The organism is Polaromonas sp. P1_F1, from assembly GCF_056405795.1.
Map to the genome: position 1 here is coordinate 59,467 of NZ_JBFUBJ010000010.1, position 17,696 is coordinate 77,162.

At 60.6% G+C, this 17,696-nt stretch carries 17 protein-coding genes; 8 read left to right on the forward strand and 9 right to left on the reverse strand.

Features of this window, described 5'->3' with window-relative positions:
* The first annotated feature begins 15 nt into the window (after window positions 1-15).
* Entirely contained in the window at window positions 16-972 is a 957-nt protein-coding gene (locus AC1DZE_RS21220; protein ID WP_477673916.1) for an asparaginase, read from the forward strand.
* A gap of 102 nt (window positions 973-1,074) precedes the next feature.
* On the opposite strand, the gene adk is transcribed toward AC1DZE_RS21220, so the two are convergent.
* The 6 genes from adk to AC1DZE_RS21250 form a co-directional block, all read right to left on the reverse strand.
* On the reverse strand, window positions 1,075-1,731 hold the full coding sequence (gene adk / locus AC1DZE_RS21225; RefSeq protein ID WP_477648743.1) for an adenylate kinase: 657 nt from the start codon (window positions 1,729-1,731) through the stop codon (window positions 1,075-1,077).
* Between the two features lie 186 nt (window positions 1,732-1,917).
* A complete protein-coding gene (kdsB, locus tag AC1DZE_RS21230; RefSeq protein ID WP_477669424.1) occupies window positions 1,918-2,676 on the reverse strand; it encodes a 3-deoxy-manno-octulosonate cytidylyltransferase in 759 nt (252 codons plus the stop codon).
* 37 nt (window positions 2,677-2,713) lie between these two features.
* A complete protein-coding gene (locus AC1DZE_RS21235; RefSeq protein ID WP_122956562.1) occupies window positions 2,714-2,896 on the reverse strand; it encodes a Trm112 family protein in 183 nt (60 codons plus the stop codon).
* Window positions 2,877-3,947 carry a tetraacyldisaccharide 4'-kinase gene (lpxK, locus tag AC1DZE_RS21240; RefSeq protein WP_477669425.1) on the reverse strand — a complete coding sequence of 357 codons (1,071 nt, stop codon included), beginning with the start codon at window positions 3,945-3,947 and terminating at the stop codon, window positions 2,877-2,879. Before lpxK ends, AC1DZE_RS21235 begins: the two co-directional genes overlap by 20 nt.
* A 22-nt stretch (window positions 3,948-3,969) precedes the next feature.
* The gene (locus tag AC1DZE_RS21245) at window positions 3,970-4,398 is read right to left on the reverse strand and encodes an ExbD/TolR family protein (protein WP_457280760.1); all 429 of its coding nucleotides are present in this window, start codon (window positions 4,396-4,398) and stop codon (window positions 3,970-3,972) included.
* Window positions 4,395-5,033: a MotA/TolQ/ExbB proton channel family protein gene (locus AC1DZE_RS21250; protein WP_477648746.1), complete on the reverse strand. Its 639-nt coding sequence runs from the start codon at window positions 5,031-5,033 to the stop codon at window positions 4,395-4,397. The genes AC1DZE_RS21245 and AC1DZE_RS21250 overlap by 4 nt, the downstream gene beginning before the upstream one ends.
* A gap of 340 nt (window positions 5,034-5,373) precedes the next feature.
* On the opposite strand from AC1DZE_RS21250, the gene xseA reads away from it, so the two are divergent.
* Window positions 5,374-6,693 carry an exodeoxyribonuclease VII large subunit gene (gene xseA / locus AC1DZE_RS21255; protein ID WP_477669426.1) on the forward strand — a complete coding sequence of 440 codons (1,320 nt, stop codon included), beginning with the start codon at window positions 5,374-5,376 and terminating at the stop codon, window positions 6,691-6,693.
* 54 nt (window positions 6,694-6,747) lie between these two features.
* Entirely contained in the window at window positions 6,748-7,329 is a 582-nt protein-coding gene (locus AC1DZE_RS21260) for a Fe-Mn family superoxide dismutase (protein ID WP_431096247.1), read from the forward strand.
* A 65-nt stretch (window positions 7,330-7,394) separates the two neighbouring features.
* Here the strand turns inward: AC1DZE_RS21260 and AC1DZE_RS21265 are convergent, their stop codons facing one another.
* Together AC1DZE_RS21265 and AC1DZE_RS21270 are read right to left on the reverse strand one after the other, a co-directional pair.
* Entirely contained in the window at window positions 7,395-7,889 is a 495-nt protein-coding gene (locus AC1DZE_RS21265; RefSeq protein WP_477669427.1) for a DUF192 domain-containing protein, read from the reverse strand.
* Between the two features lie 94 nt (window positions 7,890-7,983).
* Window positions 7,984-8,289 carry a hypothetical protein gene (locus tag AC1DZE_RS21270; protein ID WP_457280763.1) on the reverse strand — a complete coding sequence of 102 codons (306 nt, stop codon included), beginning with the start codon at window positions 8,287-8,289 and terminating at the stop codon, window positions 7,984-7,986.
* A 199-nt stretch (window positions 8,290-8,488) separates the two neighbouring features.
* Here AC1DZE_RS21270 and icd point away from each other — a divergent pair, with 199 nt between their 5' ends.
* The 5 genes from icd to sbcB all read left to right on the forward strand — a co-directional run bounded on the left by icd (window position 8,489) and on the right by sbcB (window position 15,767).
* A complete protein-coding gene (icd, locus tag AC1DZE_RS21275) occupies window positions 8,489-9,748 on the forward strand; it encodes an NADP-dependent isocitrate dehydrogenase (protein ID WP_457280764.1) in 1,260 nt (419 codons plus the stop codon).
* Window positions 9,749-9,910: 162 nt separating this feature from the next.
* Window positions 9,911-10,288 carry an ATP-dependent Clp protease adapter ClpS gene (gene clpS, locus AC1DZE_RS21280; protein WP_457280765.1) on the forward strand — a complete coding sequence of 126 codons (378 nt, stop codon included), beginning with the start codon at window positions 9,911-9,913 and terminating at the stop codon, window positions 10,286-10,288.
* Window positions 10,289-10,357: 69 nt separating this feature from the next.
* Window positions 10,358-12,694 (forward strand): ATP-dependent Clp protease ATP-binding subunit ClpA, encoded by a 2,337-nt coding sequence (gene clpA / locus AC1DZE_RS21285; protein ID WP_477669428.1) that lies wholly within the window; start codon window positions 10,358-10,360, stop codon window positions 12,692-12,694.
* 125 nt (window positions 12,695-12,819) lie between these two features.
* Window positions 12,820-14,277: a cardiolipin synthase gene (cls, locus tag AC1DZE_RS21290; protein WP_477669429.1), complete on the forward strand. Its 1,458-nt coding sequence runs from the start codon at window positions 12,820-12,822 to the stop codon at window positions 14,275-14,277.
* 20 nt (window positions 14,278-14,297) lie between these two features.
* Window positions 14,298-15,767: an exodeoxyribonuclease I gene (gene sbcB / locus AC1DZE_RS21295; RefSeq protein WP_477672652.1), complete on the forward strand. Its 1,470-nt coding sequence runs from the start codon at window positions 14,298-14,300 to the stop codon at window positions 15,765-15,767.
* A gap of 738 nt (window positions 15,768-16,505) precedes the next feature.
* Here the strand turns inward: sbcB and AC1DZE_RS21300 are convergent.
* Entirely contained in the window at window positions 16,506-17,603 is a 1,098-nt protein-coding gene (locus AC1DZE_RS21300; protein WP_477674494.1) for a saccharopine dehydrogenase family protein, read from the reverse strand.
* Between the last annotated feature and the right edge of the window lie 93 nt (window positions 17,604-17,696).

Genomic DNA, 17,696 nt, shown 5'->3' on the forward strand with positions numbered 1-17,696 from the left:
GCAAGTTTACGTTTTATGCATCCTCAAAATATTGTGATTCTGGGCACCGGCGGCACGATTGCCGGGCAGGCTGCGAGTGCGTCGGACAACATCGGCTATACCGCTGCCCAGGTGGGCGTTGAGCAACTTGTGGCGGCGGTCCCGCCTTTGGCCAGGTTCGGCCCCTTGATGACCGAGCAGGTCGCGCAGGTCGACAGCAAGGACATGAGCTTCGATGTATGGGTGCGGCTGGCCAGTCGGGTCAATCACTTTCTGGCCCAGCCGGACGTGCAGGGCATTGTCATCACGCACGGCACGGACACGCTGGAAGAAACGGCGTATTTCCTTCATGCGGTGTGCCGCCCCGATAAACCTGTGGTGCTGACCTGTGCCATGCGGCCGGCGACTGCGCTGGTGCCTGACGGCCCCCAGAACATGCTGGATGCCATGGCGGTGGCGCGTCATGCTGGGGCAATGGGTGTTGTCGCGGTGTGTGCCGGAACCATCCACAGCGCGCTGGACGTGCAGAAAGTGCATACCTACAGGGTTGACGCTTTTGACTCCGGTGATGCGGGGCCGATTGGCTATGTGGAGGAAGGATTCCTCAGGTTAGTGAGAAATTGGCCGGAAACCCATGTGGAACGGGCGCAAGCAGCTATAAAAATAATAGCGAATTCCATGATTCCGCTCCAGTGGCCGCGCGTTGAGATTGTCATGAACCATGCCGGCGCCAGTGGTGCGATCGTGGACGCGTTGCTGGCACAGGGTGTCCAGGGGCTGGTGGTTGCTGCCACGGGTAATGGCACCTTGCACCACGCGCTGGAGGCGGCCTTGCTTCGCGCGCGGTCTGCGGGGGTTCGGGTCGTCCGTGCGACAAGATGCTTCAATGGCCGGGTCTTGCCCACACCGGGGGATCTGTTTTCTGATTCGCAGGGGCTGAGTCCCGTGAAGGCGAGGATAGCGATGATGCTCGAGTTGCTGGCGGAGAGTTGAAGCCGCGCTTGCAATTGCAGTCCACCAGGTCCGGAAGCCGGAATAAAAAAAGCCGTCGGGCTGACGGCTTTTTTGGGGCAAGTGGACTCGCGTTAGGCCGGTTCAACCCGCCAGCGCCTTAAATGCCCGGGCGGTGATCTCGTCAACACCGCCCATGCCGCTGATGGCACGGTATTTCGGGGCCAGTTCAGGCTCTGACTTTGCCCAGCTGGAGTAGTACTCAACCAGCGGACGGGTCTGGGCGCTGTAAACCTCCAGGCGCTTGCGGACAGTTTCTTCCTTGTCGTCATCGCGCTGGATCAGCGGCTCGCCGGTCACATCGTCTTTGCCTTCAACCTTGGGCGGATTGAACTTGACGTGGTAGGTGCGGCCTGAGGCGGGGTGCGAACGGCGTCCGCTCATGCGCTCGATGATGGCGTCGAAGGGGACGTCGATTTCAAGAACGTAGTCCAGCTTGACGCCGGCAGACTTCATGGCGTCCGCCTGCGGAATGGTGCGCGGAAAGCCGTCAAACAGAAAGCCCTTGGCGCAGTCGGGCTGGGCAATGCGCTCTTTGACTAAATTGATGATCAGGTCGTCGCTGACCAGTGCACCCGAGTCCATGATTTTTTTGGCTTCAATGCCCAGCTGCGTGCCGGCTTTGACGGCCGCACGAAGCATGTCGCCGGTGGAAATCTGGGGAATGCCGTACTTCTGGCAGATGAAGGTCGCTTGCGTCCCCTTGCCCGCGCCAGGCGCGCCCAACAAAATCAGTCTCATGGATGTCCTCGGATTTTATGAATTCTTGAAGTCAGCCCGAACCGCCGGCCGGTTTCCGCAGGGGCTGCTTGACAGGTATGGAGGGCTGCCGGCACGCCCTGCAGGCCTCACACTTGTGTTTTTCCCAAGGATAGCATGCACCCCTGACAGCAACTTACGAGCCCGCGTCATGCCGGGGAGGGCAGGTCAGGAAAACAGCTTGCGGGCGAGGTCCAGGTCTTCCGGCGTGTCAACGCCCGGCCCAGGCGCGTCGCCAGTGATGTGCACGGCGATGCGATGGCCGTGCCACAGCGCCCGGAGTTGCTCAAGGCACTCCAGTTGCTCGAGTGGCGACTGGGGAAGGCGCGGGAACTCCCGCAGAAATCCCACCCGATAGCCGTAAATGCCTACGTGCCGGAGTGGCCGGGGCAGGCTGCTGCCGGCCTCCCACCACGCCTTGCCGGTAAAGTCGCGCGCGGCCGGAATGGGTGAGCGGCTGAAGTAAAGGGCCGTATGGCGCGCATCAAGCACCACCTTGACCACATTGGGGTTGTTCAGGTCGGCCAGCTGCTGGATGGCATGCGCCGCCGTGCTCATGGCGCAGTCTGGGCGCTCGATGAGCAGGCGTGCGACCGCGTCGATCAAGGCCGGGTCAATCAGCGGCTCGTCACCTTGCACATTCACCACAATGTCGTCGTCCGCGAGTCCCAGCACGCTGCAGGCTTCCGCGAGCCGGTCGCTGCCGCTGGGGTGGTCTTCTCGTGTCAGCACGGCGGCGATGCCGAAAGACGCGCATTTTTCGATGATTTCGTTACTGTCGGTTGCGACGACGGTGCGCAGGGCAGTGCTCCGCATCGCGCGCTGCGCAACACGCACGACCATGGGTGCACCGCCGATGTCGGCCAGCGGCTTGTTGGGCAGGCGTGTAGAGGCCAGCCTGGCCGGAATGAGGACGGTGAAGCTCATGCTTTCGGGGTCTTGCTTGTTTTTTTCAAGGCGCCGTTCACAGACCGAGTTCTTCATCAGTCAAGGTCCGCGCTTCGCTTTCCAGCAGCACGGGAAGCCCGTCGCGCACCGGGTAGGCGAGGCGGGCGCTGCGGGAAACAAGTTCCTGTTTTTCCCGGTCGTAGTCGAGCGGGCCTTTGGTCACAGGGCAGACCAGCAGTTCAAGCAGTTTGGTGTCCATGGCCTGATGGTAAGGGAGAAATCAGCGGGGCCAGCCGGGCATCGAGTGCGGCAAAGAACGCTGGTTCGGGCGTAAACACCAAAGGTACGGCCAGAACCTCCTTTTGTGATGTGCCCTGCAGGGCAAAAAGCTTGACGGCGTCTTTTTCAGTGCACAGCACCACACGCCCTTTGAGTTCCTCCGCTTCCAGGTCTTGATCGGTGAAGTCATGGTGGTCGGGCAGGGCCGTTGTGGCCTGCAGCGTCAGGCCGGTTTCCCTCAGCATTCCGAAAAATGCTTCAGGATTGGCTATGCCCGCAAGTGCCGCCAGAGGCCGGCCCCGCAGGCTCGCCAGCGAGACCGGTTCGTCCCGGGCGGAATAAGCTTCGTTGCTCAGTTTCCGGTTGGAAACAAACCCTTCAAATGCCGGTTTTTGCCCGGTGTGCAGCACAAAATTCAAGCCAACCCGTTCGCGTGCGGGCCAGGGCTCACGCAACGGACCTGCCGGTAGCAGCCAGCCGTTCCCCACACCTCGGTCATCGAACACGGCAATCTCGATATCGCGCTGCAGGGCGTAGTGCTGCAGACCGTCGTCACACACGACTACAGCCGTGCCCGGATATGCCGCAAGCAATGCGCGCACGGCGTCTGCACGCTTGCCGGCAACAAAAACAGGCGCACCCGTTGCGCGCTTGATAAGGGCCGGCTCGTCGCCTGTGAGGTGAGGGGATGCGCCGGGGACCACCTCCAGGCAGGCGGTGCCGTGCCGTCCATAACCCCGCGACACCACCCCCACCCGTATCTGTTGCGCCTGCAGATGTTTCACCAGGGCAATCACCAGCGGTGTTTTTCCGGCGCCGCCGGCAATGACGTTTCCGACCACGATCACCGGAACGCCGAAATGTTCGGACCGGAGAATGTGACGGCGATACAGCACCCACCGCAGCCGCACGACCAGGCCATAGGCCTGGGCCAGCGGCCAGAGCAGGCATGCCGGCCAACCCCGTTTGCGCCAGGCATTCTGCAAAATCTGTTTCACGTGATGACTGCCATTTCGCCGCGAAGGCTGCATGGAATGGGCAACCGGCCCTGGCCTATCTGGCCCCGGCCGTTGCGGCGCTTTGCGTTGCAAATGTGATTTGTGTCAGCCCCTGGCGGCGTGCGGCCTCCATGACCGTAATAACGGCCTGATGCGTGGCGTTGGCATCGGCGCTGATGATGATGACGCTTTCCTTGCCGGCTTTCGCTGCTTCGGCAAGCGCGGCTCCCAGCACTTCGATGCCACGGCCTTCCACCAGAGTCTTGTTGACCATGTAGCGGCCGTCGCTGCTCACGGCGACGATGACTTCCTTGGGATAATCGCGCTGCTGTTCGGCGTTGGCGATCGGCAGCTTGACCTGAAGTTCGGTGAACTTGCTGTAGGTGGTGGACAGCATCAGGAAGATCAGCACCACGAGCAGTACATCGATGAAGGGGATCAGATTGATCTCCGGCTCGTCATGAGGATGGGGGCGGAAGTTCATTTTCTGAGGGTATTGAGGTGGCGTACAAAACGCTCGGCCGCCAGCTCCATCGTCAGCAGATATCCGTCCACTCGCGCCCGGAAATAGCGCCAGAAAATCAGCGAGGGAATGGCCACCATCAGGCCGAAAGCCGTGTTGTAGAGCGCAATCGAAATGCCTTGCGCCAACTGGGCAGGGTTGCCGCCAGCGGCATTGCTCACACCTCCACCACCTGCCTGGGAGCCGAAAATCTCGATCATGCCGATGACTGTGCCCAATAGGCCGAGCAGGGGGGCGGCAGAGGCGATGGTCGCCAGGGCTGCCAAGTATCGTTCCAGCTTGTGGGCCGCCTTGCGTCCTGCGCCTTCCAGCGTGGAACGCAGGTCATCCTCGCTGATCCTTGGATTGGTGTTCAGGGCGCGAAAACCGCTGGCAAGCACTTCGCCGAGCAGCGAGTTTTGTTCAAGCTGCGCCACGACATCGGGTGAGGGGACGGAGGCGCGGGAGACGGTGATGGCTTCGTCAAGCAACTTGGCGGGGGCGACTTTTCGGGTTTTAAGGCTGGTAAAACGCTCGATAACCAGAGCAAGGGCCAAGACAGAGCAGGCAACCAGGGGCCAAATCGGCCAACCTGCGGCTTGTATGATCGAAAACAATGCACATCTCCAGGCAGTAAGTTGTGGTGGATTATGGCTTACAGAAACTGCCATCTCGTTGCGGCTGAGCCTGATCTGTTAAATGTTCGCAACGTGATCGCGTGTCGGACGTAGCCCACAGAAGCTGTGGATAACTTTGTTAGCAAGTGGTGGCGCAGCGGCCTGCAAGCCGCGCCAAATCGTGCATGTGACAGAACGATGAAATTTTGAGCAGAATTAAGTTATTCAAAATCAATGAGTTACACGAATTTATCTCGATATCCGCGCGAAACCAGGGGGTCGAGCCTTGAGGGACGGCTCTCTGTGGAGTATTACACCCGGATTACCAAGGGATTTAGGGGTGTTTGATGCATCGGCTCCTTCCGAGAAGCCGCAAGCGGGAGCGCGCGACGCGGGCATCCGGGTATGGCCCGTCGGGTCTTTGCTAAGGGCTATTTCGGACAGCCTTGAAGCCCGATTTAACCCGGTCGCGGTGCAGGGTGAGATCAGCGGGTTTTCGCGTGCAGCCAGCGGCCACTGCTATTTTTCGCTCAAAGATGAACAGGGGCAGGTTCGCTGCGCCATGTTTCGCCGCGCTGCCACGATGCTGGAGTTTTCCCCGCGCGACGGCCAATTGGTGGAGCTGCGGGGACGGCTGGGTGTTTATGAGCCGCGCGGTGAACTACAACTGGTGGTCGAGTCCATGCGCCAGGCAGGCCAGGGCAATCTTTTTGAACAGTTCCTGCTGCTCAAGGCCAGACTTGAAGCTGAGGGCCTTTTCGACCCAGGCCGTAAAAGGCCTTTGCCTTTGCTGCCCCGCGCCATTGGTGTGGTGACTTCGCTGGGTGCCGCCGCCTTGCACGATGTCACGAGTGCTTTGCAGCGCCGTGTGCCGCATATTCCCGTGGTTATTTATCCTGCCAGCGTGCAGGGCAGCCAGGCAGCCGGCGAATTGCGCGCCGCTTTGCTCAAAGCCTATCAGCGGCGATCCCAGGACCGCGTGGATGTCTTGCTGGTGGTACGCGGTGGCGGCGCCATGGAAGACCTGTGGGCTTTTAATGATGAGCAGCTCGCCCGAACCCTGGTGGAATCGCCCATGCCAGTGATTAGCGGGGTAGGGCATGAAACCGATTTCACGATCGTCGATTTTTGCGCTGACGTGCGTGCGCCCACGCCGACCGCCGCGGCAGAACTCTGCGCGCAGCCCCAAGCGGTGTGGTTGGGTGCGCTCGACATGGCCGTGTCGCGGCTGCAAAACGGCGTAGACCGCCAGCTGGAGTCGCACAACCAGCGCCTGGACTGGGCGGCTTCCCGGATTAGCCGGCCGTCGCATCTGGTTACCAGGCAGCATGCCCGCCTGGCCGGGCTCGGCCAGAGCCTGAGCCATGCAGCGCGTTTGGCACTGCAGCACGAACAGCGCAAGCTACAGGTCTTGGGCAGCAATTTTCCGCACGAAGTGCAAGGCAGCCTGCAGCGCGGCCGGCAGCGCATCGAGCGCGCGCAGTTAAGGCTTGAGTTGCTGGACCCCAAACTGGTTCTGAAGCGCGGCTACGCCTGGCTTGCCGACCTTCAGGGGCAACCCATTACAAGCCGCGAAAAGACCCATGTGGGGCAACCTGTACGCGCTACCCTTGCCGACGGCGAGGTCGATTTGACAGTTTCTGCGCGCAGACTGATTTAGTTTTTACAATGACATCGTTAAAAGCAGTTTATTCATCACCACGAGGAAAAAATCATGGAACACAAACTCCCCCCGCTACCGTACCCGATCGACGCCCTGGCGCCGCATTACAGCCAGGAAGCCTTTGAATACCACCATGGCAAGCACCACAATGCTTACGTGGTGAACCTCAACAACCTGCAAAAGGGCACTGAGTTTGAAGCCATGACGCTCGAAGAGATCGTCAAGAAATCCAGTGGTGGTGTGTACAACAATGCTGCCCAGATCTGGAACCACACCTTCTTCTGGAGCTGCATGAAGCCCGCTGGCGGCGGCGAGCCTGGCGGCGCACTGGCTGCAGCCATCAATGCCAAGTTTGGCTCTTACGCTGCGTTCAAAGAGGCTTTCGTCAAGTCGGCCGTTGGCAATTTCGGTTCCGGCTGGACGTGGCTTGTAAAAAAAGCCGACGGCACGGTTGATATTGTCAACACCGGCCCGGCAGGTACCCCGCTCACCACTGCCGATAAGGCCTTGCTGACGGTGGATGTCTGGGAGCATGCCTACTACATTGACTACCGCAACCTGCGTCCGAAATTTGTCGAGACCTTCCTCTCCAATCTGGTGAACTGGAGTTTTGCCGAGGCCAACTTCGCCTGAGGCGAGAGGCCTTCGCCCACAAAAAAGCCGACATGAGTCGGCTTTTTTGTTTTAAAAGCGAGAAATCAGCGCTTCGCCTCGAAAATCGGGCCGCCCAGTTTGCTGCCGGCCTTGATGCGTTTTCGCGCAAACCAGCCCTTGTTCATTTCCAGGACAAAGCGCACGGGTTGGGCAGAGCAGTGTGGGTCTGTGGTTTGAGGTTTCATGTCGGCGAGGTTCACGATGGTGCCGTCATCCGCCACAAAGGCGGCGGTCAGCGGCAGCAAGGTGTTTTTCATCCAGAAGCACTGCTGGGCTGGCTGCTCGAAGATAAAAATCATGCCTTCCTGTTGCGGCATTTCCTTGCGGAACATCAGGCCGATTTGCCGCTGTTCCGGCGTGAGGGCCACCTGCGCATCAATCAGGTGCATGCCGGCCGACAGCTTGACGCGCTGTAAATTCATCTGGGGGCCGTCCTGCGCCGAAGCACCCAGGGGCACGAACAGGGCGGCAACAGCCAGCATCTGGGTGAGGCCCTTGAACGCCCCACGAAACAAGACGGTACCGGGTTTGAAAAACATAGAGTCACCACGCATGAAGTTGATCGGCCAGCATAAACGACGCGCATAAAAAATGCCCGCACGCGGCGGGCATTTTGACCGAAGTCACCAGGAATTACTTCTTGGCTTCAGCTTTTGCTTTTTTGGCGGCAGCAGCTTCGGCTTTCTTGGCTGCAGCGGCTTCAGCTTTTGCTTTCTTGTCAGCAGCAGCTTTTTCTTTCTTTGCGGCCTTGGCAGCAGCTTTTTCTTCTTTGGTCATTTTGGCTGGCTTGGCTTCAGCTTTGGCTTCTGCTTTTGCAGCGGGAGCGGCTGGCGTTGCGGCAACAGCTGGCTTGGCTGGAGTAGCCGCAGGAGCGGAAGCTTGTGCGAAAGCACCAGCAGCGAAGAGGCCAGCGATCAAAGCAGCGAGGATTTTGTTCATTTGGAATTTCCTTTGATAACGTTATTGGAAAAAATACCCCGAACTTCTCGGAGGCCCTACCGTAACGAGGCCGGTTCCAAAGCCGTTGACACGATGCCCCCAAATTCTTTTGCTGTATGGTTTTACGGCTAGAATTTAGGGGTTTTTACCTAACTGTTGCGTGGCGTGCCCCTGGACGCCTTGCGCTTACCGGAGACTTTTGTTCATGTATCAGCACATCAAGGTGCCTTCCCAAGGCCAAAAAATCACTGTCAATGCCGACAACTCGTTGAACGTACCTGACGAACCCATCATTCCGTTCATTGAAGGCGACGGCACCGGCGCAGACATTACGCCGGTTATGCTGAAAGTGGTTGATGCTGCTGTTGCCAAAGCCTACGGCGGCAAGAAAAAGATCCACTGGATGGAAGTGTTTGCCGGTGAGAAGTCGACCAAGGTCTATGGCCCGGACGTCTGGCTGCCAGAAGAAACCCTGCACGCTGTTCGTGACTACGTCGTGTCGATCAAGGGTCCGCTGACGACCCCTGTGGGCGGCGGCATCCGCAGCCTGAACGTTGCGCTGCGCCAGGAGCTGGATCTTTACGTCTGTCTGCGCCCCATCCAGTATTTCAAGGGCGTTCCTTCGCCCGTCAAAGAGCCTGAAAAGACCCACATGGTCATCTTCCGCGAAAACTCGGAGGACATCTACGCCGGCATCGAGTTCGAATCCGGCAGCGACAAGGCCAAAAAACTCATCAAGTTCCTGCAGGACGAGATGGGCGTCAAGAAGATTCGCTTCCCGAACACCTCCGGCATCGGTATCAAGCCGGTTTCCAGCGAAGGCACCGAGCGCCTGGTGCGCAAGGCCATCCAGTACGCCATCGACAACGACAAGCCCAGCGTGACCATCGTGCACAAGGGCAACATCATGAAGTTCACCGAAGGCGGCTTCCGTGACTGGGCTTATGCCCTGGCCAAGAAGGAATTCGGCGCTGTGGAAATCGACGGCGGCCCATGGATGAAGTTCAAGAACCCCAAGACCGGCAAGGAAATCACCGTCAAGGACAGCATCGCCGATGCTTTCCTGCAGCAGATCCTGCTGCGTCCCGCTGAATACAGCGTGATCGCTACCCTGAACCTGAACGGCGACTACGTGTCCGACGCGCTGGCTGCCCAGGTCGGCGGCATCGGCATCGCTCCCGGCGCCAACCTGAGCGACACTGTCGCCATGTTTGAAGCCACCCACGGTACTGCGCCCAAGTATGCCGGCAAGGACTACGTGAACCCCGGTTCCGAAATCCTCTCGGCCGAAATGATGCTGCGCCACATGGGCTGGACCAAGGCTGCCGACCTGATCATCAGCTCGATGGAAAAATCCATCGACTCCAAGAAGGTCACTTATGACTTCGCCCGCCTCATGGAAGGCGCAACCCAGGTCAGCTGCTCCGGCTTTGGCCAGGTCATGATCGACCACATGTAAAGCTGGCTCAGCCGGTTTTTCCGAGAACCGCCCGGGAGCAATCCCGCGGCGGTTTTTTTCTTGGCCGCAGAAAAGGAAAAAAATCACGCTTGAATGTCGCGTTCCCGCCACCAATTTCCCTATCAGGCGCACTGGACTACATCGGTGGCTAGAATGAATTCCATGGCAACCAAGTCTCCCAAATCCCCCAACTCTCCGGTGCAGCCCCCAGTCCCGGCTATCAAGCCTGATAACGGCAATGGGGGAGAGTCGGTCGTATTGGAGCGCCGGCCGCAAAAGACCAAGCCCCCGCAGATGTACCAGGTGGTCCTGCTCAACGACGACTACACCCCCATGGAGTTCGTGGTGGTGGTAATCCAGGAGTTTTTCAACAAGGACCATGACACCGCCACGCAGATCATGCTGAAGATCCATCTGGACGGCAAAGGCGTCTGCGGCGTGTTTTCCAGGGACGTAGCGGCGACCAAGGTGGACCAGGTGACCGAAGCTGCCCGGAAAAACGGCCATCCGCTGCAGTGTGTCAGTGAGCCCATTGAATAATCGTAAATCCGGCCAATATTCCCTTCATAAGTCAGTAGAGTTAACCCAAGCAAGCCGAAAGGAAGATCAATGATTGCCCAGGAACTAGAAGTCAGCTTGCATATGGCGTTTGTCGAGGCGCGTCAGCAGCGCCACGAGTTCATCACCGTTGAGCATCTCTTGCTTGCCTTGCTGGACAACCCCAGTGCGGCCGAGGTATTGCGCGCCTGCTCAGCCAATGTGGACGACTTGCGCAAGTCGTTGGCCAATTTCATCAAGGACAACACCCCGCAGGTCGCCGGCACCGACGATGTCGACACGCAGCCCACGCTGGGCTTCCAGCGCGTGATCCAGCGCGCCATCATGCACGTACAGTCCACCGGCAATGGCAAGAAGGAAGTCACCGGCGCCAATGTGCTGGTCGCCATTTTTGGTGAAAAGGATTCACACGCCGTGTATTACCTCCACCAGCAGGGCGTAACCCGCCTGGACGTGGTGAATTTCATTGCACACGGCATCAAGAAGAGCGACCCGCCCGAACCAGCCAAGGCTGGCGAGAGCGCCGCCGAGAACGAAGAGGGCGGCGAGAAGAACGAAAAAGCCTCACCGCTTGAGCAATTCACCGTCAACCTGAACCAGCTCGCCAGGGACGGCAAAATCGATCCGCTGATCGGCCGCCAGTATGAAGTCGAGCGCGTCATTCAGATTCTCTGCCGCCGCCGCAAGAACAATCCGTTGCTGGTCGGTGAGGCCGGTGTGGGTAAAACCGCGATTGCCGAGGGCCTGGCCTGGCGCATCACGCAAAAAGACGTGCCCGAGATCCTGGCCGAAGCCAATGTGTACTCGCTCGATATGGGCGCGTTGCTGGCCGGCACCAAGTACCGCGGTGACTTCGAACAACGCCTGAAGGGCGTGCTCAAGGCACTGAAGGACAAACCCAACGGCATCCTCTTTATCGACGAAATCCACACCCTGATCGGTGCCGGTGCGGCCTCGGGTGGCACGCTGGATGCGTCCAACCTGCTCAAGCCGGCGCTGTCCAGCGGCCAGCTCAAGTGCATAGGCGCGACCACCTTCACCGAATACCGCGGCATCTTCGAAAAAGATGCGGCCCTGTCGCGCCGCTTCCAGAAGGTCGATGTGGTCGAGCCTACCGTGCAGGAAACGGTCGACATCCTCAAGGGCCTGAAGTCGCGCTTTGAAGAGCACCACAGCGTCAAGTACGCCGTGGCCGCCCTGCAGGCTGCTGCCGAGCTCAGCGCCAAGTACATCAACGACCGCCATCTGCCCGACAAGGCCATTGACGTGATCGATGAAGCCGGCGCTGCCCAGCGTATCCTGCCCGCGTCCAAACGCAAGAAGATCATCACCAAGGCTGAGGTCGAAGAGATCGTCGCCAAGATCGCCCGCATCCCGCCCGCCAATGTCTCCAACGACGACCGCGGCAAGCTGCAGACGCTCGAGCGCGACCTGAAGAGCGTGGTCTTCGGCCAGGACAAGGCCCTTGAAGTGCTGGCCTCGGCCGTCAAGATGGCGCGCTCCGGCCTGGGCAAGGACGACAAGCCGATCGGCTCCTTCCTGTTCTCCGGCCCCACGGGCGTCGGCAAGACGGAAGCTGCCAAGCAACTGGCTTACATCATGGGCATCGAGTTGATCCGCTTCGACATGTCCGAGTACATGGAACGCCACGCCGTGAGCCGCCTGATTGGCGCACCTCCGGGTTACGTCGGTTTTGACCAGGGTGGCCTGCTGACCGAGGCCATCACGAAGAAGCCGCACGCCGTGCTGCTGCTTGACGAGATCGAAAAGGCGCACCCGGACATCTTCAACGTGTTGCTGCAGGTCATGGACCACGGCACGCTGACGGACAACAACGGGCGCAAGGCCGATTTCCGCAACGTCATCATCGTCATGACCACCAACGCCGGTGCCGAGACGATGAACAAGGCGACCATCGGCTTTACCAACCCGCGCGAGTCCGGCGACGAGATGGCCGACATCAAGCGCCTGTTCACGCCCGAGTTCCGCAACCGCCTGGACGCGACTGTCAGCTTCAAGGCACTGGACGAAACCGTCATCCTGCGCGTGGTCGACAAATTCCTGCTGCAGCTTGAAACGCAACTTGCCGAGAAGAAGGTGGAAGTCACCTTCACCGACACGTTGCGCAAGTACCTCGGCAAGAAGGGCTTTGATCCGCTGATGGGTGCCCGCCCGATGCAGCGCCTGATCCAGGACACGATCCGCCGTGCGCTGGCCGACGAGCTGCTGTTTGGCCGGCTGACCGACGGTGGCCGCCTGACGGTGGACATGAAGGTCACGACGGACGAGAAGGGCGTTGAGACCGGGGAAGTCCAGCTCGACATCCAGCCGCTGCCCAAGAAGGAAGGCAAAGCCAAGCCGGAAGCCGAAGCGGCAGAGACCAACTGACCATTTCGCGGATCCACCAATCCAGCGGAGCGGATAGTTCCGCGCACCCAAAAAAGGCCGGTAGCATCACGCTATCGGCCTTTTTTCATTTCACCCGCGCTTCCTAAAACAAAAGACGCCCCGCCTTGACCCTTCCCGAACTCAGCTCAGAATGGAAAACCGGCCTCTCCCTGGCATGGAGTGCCTACATTGCCGTGCTGTCGGTCTGGATCGTGATGCAAAAGCGCGCGCCGGTCTCCACCATGAGCTGGATCCTGTCGCTGGCCTTGCTGCCGTTTGCCGGCTTCGTGATTTACTACTTCCTCGGTCCCCAGCGCCTCAAAAAGCAGCGCCTCAAGCGGCTGCGCAGCCGCGCCGGCGCGCGTGGCGATGCCGATCTGGCCCAGTTGCAGGGCGTGGCCGAAAGAGCACCTCCGGCCCTGCGGCAGATGACCGCCCTGGGAACCGCCGCCTGCGGTCTTCCGGTGTCCAGTGCTACCGGCGTCCAGCTGCTTTCAGGGGGTGCGCATACCTTCGACAGCATCTTCGACGCGATCCGCGACGCCCGCCATCATGTGCACCTCGAGTACTATATTTTTGAGCCCGACCGCATCGGCACTGCCCTGCGTGACCTGCTGGCCGAAAGGGCTGAGCAGGGCGTCAAGGTACGGCTGCTGGTCGATGCGCTCGGCTCCAAGCGGCTTGGGAGCCGGTTTCTGGCGCCACTGGAGGCTGCCGGCGTCGAGATTGCGTTCTTTCACGATACCCGCATAGGCCGCCGCCTGCGCCCGGTGACCAACTACCGTACCCACCGCAAGATCGTCGTCTGCGACGGCCGCGTCGGCTTCACGGGCGGCGTCAACATCACCGATGAAGAAGACCGGCGTACCCGCGCCGATGCCTACCATGATGTGCACCTGCGCATTGAAGGCAGCGCGGTGCGATGGCTGCAGACCACCTTCCTGGAAGACTGGACCTACGCCACCGGCGAATCGATAGCCGACACGGACGGGACCCTTCCGCACCTGCTGCCCCTCCTGGTGCCCGACGAAGAAGCCGGCGACATTCCGGTGCAGGTGGTGACCAGCGGGCCGGACAACATGCTGGAGCCGATTCACCGCATGCACCTGGCCGCCATCAATGCCTCCACCCAGCGCGCCTGGCTGACCACGCCTTACTTCGTGCCGGGAGAGCCCGCGCTGATGGCGCTGACCAGCGCCGCGCTGCGCGGCGTCGACGTGCGCCTGCTGGTGCCGCGCCGCAGCGACAGCTTTATTGTCAGCGCCGCGGCGCGCTCCTACTTCGACGAACTGATCGCTGCCGGTGTCAAGGTCTGGGAGTACAAGGCCCGCATGCTGCACTCCAAAACACTGGTCGTCGACGACAGCTGTGCCATGGTCGGCACCGCCAATTTCGACAACCGCAGTTTTCGCCTCAACTTTGAAGTGATGGCCGTGGTCTACGGCCCCGCGCTGGCAGGGCCGCTCGCTGCGCAGTTTGAAACCGACCTGCTCAGCGCCGCGCCTGTGCGCGCACATCGCCCCCAGAATTTTTTGATGCGCCTGCTCGATGCCACGGCGCGGCTGTTTTCCCCCTTGCTCTAATTACCTACTTCGAGTTCTTCATGCCCCACACCTTCCTCTGGCACGACTACGAAACCTTCGGCATCAACCCGCGCCGTGACCGGCCCGCGCAGTTTGCCGGCATTCGCACCGACGCAGAGCTCAATGAAATCGGCGAGCCGCTGATGATTTATTGCAAGCCGGCCAACGACTACCTGCCCAATCCAGAGTCCTGCCTGCTCACCGGCATCACTCCCCAGTTGTGCATGGAGCGTGGTGTGGCCGAGCACGAATTCGCCGCGCAGATCGAAGCCGTGCTGGCCGAGCCCGGCACGATCGGCGTGGGCTACAACACCATCCGCTTCGACGACGAAGTCACGCGCTACCTGTTCTGGCGCAACCTCATTGACCCGTATGCGCGCGAATGGCAAAACGACTGCGGCCGCTGGGATCTGCTCGATGTCGTGCGCATGGCCTATGCGCTGCGGCCCGAAGGCATCGCCTGGCCGCTCAAGCCCGATGAACGCAGGCCGGACGACGCCAGCGCCGTACGCCCCAGCTTCAAGCTCGAAGACCTGGCGCGTGCCAACGGCCTCATGCACGAGTCGGCGCACGACGCCCTGTCTGACGTGCGCGCCACCATCGCGCTGGCCCGCCTGATCCGCAAAGCGCAACCCAAGCTCTTTGATTTTTGCCTGGGCCTGCATAAAAAAGACCGCGTGGCCGCAGAGCTGGGCCTGCCCACCAGCCCGCAAACGGCCCAGCCGTTTTTGCACGTCTCGGGCATGTTCCCGCCAGAGCGCGGCTGCCTGGCCGTCATGTGGCCGCTGGCAACGCATCCGACGAACAAGAACGAGCTGCTGGCCTGGGACTTGTCGCAAGACCCGAGTGAGCTGCCTTTGCTCGACGTTGCCACGCTGCGGCAACGCCTCTTCAGCAAATCGGCCGAGCTGCCCGAAGGTGTGCTGCGCCTGCCCATCAAATCGGTTCACCTGAACAAGTCACCCATGGTCGTGCGCAAGCTCGCCACGCTGTCGCCGGAGATGGCGGCCAAATGGAATGTAGACATCCCCGCAGCCCTGGCCAACGCCGAGAAAGCGGCCAGCCTGCCCGACATGAGCGCCATTTGGCCCGAAGTCTTCCAGCGGCCCAAAGAGCCCACGCCGGATGTCGACGAAGACCTGTACGGCGGCTTCATCAACAACACCGACCGCCGCCGCCTGAACCAGTTGCGCGCCTTGTCACCCGCCGAGCTGGCCCACGCCCGCATCGGCTTTGACGACGAACGACTCGGGGAGCTGGTGTTTCGTTACCGGGCACGCAACTTTGCCGAGACCCTGTCGCCCGAAGACGCGGAACGCTGGGAGGCGCACCGCGCTGCGCGCCTGCTCGAAGGTGAGGGCGGGGCGCGCAATGTGGATGCGCTGTTTGCCGAGATTGATGTGTTGGCGGAGACGGCGGATGAGCGGGGGGAGGCGGTTCTTGGGGCGCTTTATGAGTATGCGGAGATGATTGCGCCTGAGATGTCTTAGGTGGTTTTTGTTGATCGGGCTTGTTCTGGCTTGGATGCTCTCGTCTGAGGGTTGCTGGCCGGGGGTAGCCCGGCGGCTACTCACTTTCTTTTGCTTCGCCAAAAGAAAGTAAGCAAAGAAAAGGCGACCCTGCTGTCTGCGTCCCTCCGCTTCGCTACGGGCAACCTGCGGTGCTCGGTCCAGGCGGGGTCTCGCTCGAACTCGCCTTCGGCTCAGACAATCGCGATCCCTGATCCGCCTGAACCTGCGCTCCTCGGCGCATACAGAAGGGGTGGGGAGAAGGAATACCAAGCAGCCGAAGACAAAACTCCGAATACCTGAAGAAACAAGGACACGCCATGGCGTGTCCTTGTGGGTATTGGATTTGGTTTTTTGTATTCGAATTCGGACTTCCCCGTCCTGGCTGGGCCGAGGAGCGCAGAGGCAAGCGGATCAGGGATCGCGATTGTCTGAGCGAAGTGCAACGTAGCGAGTTCGAGCGAGACCCCGCTTGCCTCGAGCACCGCAGGTTGCCCGTAGCGCAGCGTAGGGACCCAGACTGCGGGTCGCCTTTTCTTGGGTTACTTTCTTTTGGCGAAGCAAAAGAAAGTGACTTGCCGCCGGGCAACCCCCGGCCAGCAAAATTCAGCGAAGAGCGCGCCCATCAAATCAACAACAACCCCAAAAGAGAACTGCTATCAATTCAATAGCATCCAGCGCTCATCCCCACTAACCGCAACGCCTGTTTTCCAAAAAACCTCAAGCCACAGCCCGCTCCACCAAAGGCGCATAAGCGTTACCAAACCGGTTGGCCAGAAAATCCCCCAACGCAATATCCTCCTGCCGCACAAACCCCTGCGCAGGCAACCGCCCGTTAGCCAGCAAGTCCAGCACCGTACAAATACCAGCCGCCGTGGTGATCTGGATCGCGCTGCGCAGCACGCCGCCGACCACATGGCTGTATACCTTGTGGGCGTAGGTCTCCTGCATCAGCCGGCCCTCGCGCTGGCCGCTCACGGTGACGAACACGATGACCACGTCCTGCATCGTCGTGGGCAGGGCGTTTTCCAGGATGTCCTTGAGCACACCGCGGCGGTCGCGCAGGCGCAGGTCGTTGAGCAGGGCCTTCATGATGGCCGCGTGGCCGGGGTAGCGGATGGTCTTGTAGTTGAGGTTGGTGACCTTGCTTTGAAGCGTCTCGCACAAGGTGCCCAAGCCGCCTGAAGTATTGAAGGCCTCGTAGGTCACGCCGTCGAGCGAAAACTCCTCGTGCTCGGCCAGCGGCGGCACCTCGCGCAGCACGCCTTCCACAATGGCTTCGCAGGGCTCGCAGTACTCGTTGATGACGCCGTCGGTGCTCCAGGTCAGGTTGTAGTTCAGCGCGTTCGACGGGTACTGGGGCAGGGCGCCCACGCGCATGCGCACGCTGTGCAGGCTGTCAAACCGCCGGCACAGGTCGGCCGCCACGATGGACACAAAGCCCGGCGCCAGGCCGCACTGCGGGATCAGCGCCGAGCGCGCGGTGGCGGCCAGTTCACGTACGCGCCGCGTGCTGGCCACGTCTTCGGTCAGATCCAGGTAGTGCACACCGGCTGCCACGGCAGCTTCGGCAATGGACGTGGTGAGATGAAACGGCGCCGCACTGAGCACCGCAAACTGCCCTTCAAGCTCCGCGCGCAGGGCGACAGGGTCGGTGACGTCCAGCACTTTTAATTGAACCCCGGCGCTGGCCTTCATGCCTGCCAGTGCGGCCTGTGATGCATCCACCACCGTGACCGCATAGTCCTGGCTGGCGCCCAGCAGGGCGGCAATGGTTGAGCCGATTTTGCCTGCGCCTACCACCATGATCTTTTTCATATCAGCTCCTTTGGGGGCCCCTCCAAGCGAGGGGCCTTGAGTGATTGTGGAACGCAGTACCGGCGGTTGGTAGTATCAATTTATACAAATAGA